This window comes from Youngiibacter fragilis 232.1 (assembly GCF_000495435.3).
Taxonomy (GTDB): Bacteria; Bacillota; Clostridia; order Clostridiales; family Clostridiaceae; genus Youngiibacter; species Youngiibacter fragilis.
Window position 1 is genome coordinate 1 of sequence record NZ_AXUN02000038.1, and the last position, 567, is coordinate 567.

Here is a 567-nt window from a genome sequence, read left to right on the forward strand (position 1 = left end):
AGTGTTCAAATGAGATGTCCGAAAGTTCGTCGCACACAAGATAGAACAGTTCCCCTAAGCTACGGTCATCATTATTGAATCTTTGCTCAATGGCGAGCAGGGTATATCGTGTAAACACTATGGCTACATGTGCCATCTGCGCGTCGTAAGACAGCCCTTTGAAGGAACCAGAAAGGTTGAGATAGGATTTGCATACTTTAAAGAAAACCTCGATATCCCATCTTTTGCCATATATCCTGATTACTTCACTTTCAGATATTGTGACATTAGTTGATACAAGCACCAGGTAGTCCTTGGATTTGTTGCGGTTTCGCACGAACACAAGTCTCACTGGTAGTGACTGGCCATCTTTCTGGACTGAGACCTCTACGGAAAGAAGATACTTCGACCTGCCTCTGCGCTTCTTGCACATGCGATAGATATCCATTGCAGACATCTTGTTTCCTTCAAAGAGATAGAGCAGTTTGGAACTCTTCTTAGCCATGGCAATGACATCAATGCTCTTTTCCTTGATTGCAATCAAAGAGGACGGACTGCAGAACCATGTATCAAACAGCACATAGCTAG

The 567-nt window shown here is 43.6% G+C and carries 1 protein-coding gene; it reads right to left on the reverse strand.

Annotation, left to right across the window (positions count from 1 at the left end):
- On the reverse strand, positions 1-523 hold a 523-nt coding region (locus T472_RS02495; protein ID WP_242864752.1), incomplete at its 3' end, for a transposase.
- Between the last annotated feature and the right edge of the window lie 44 nt (positions 524-567).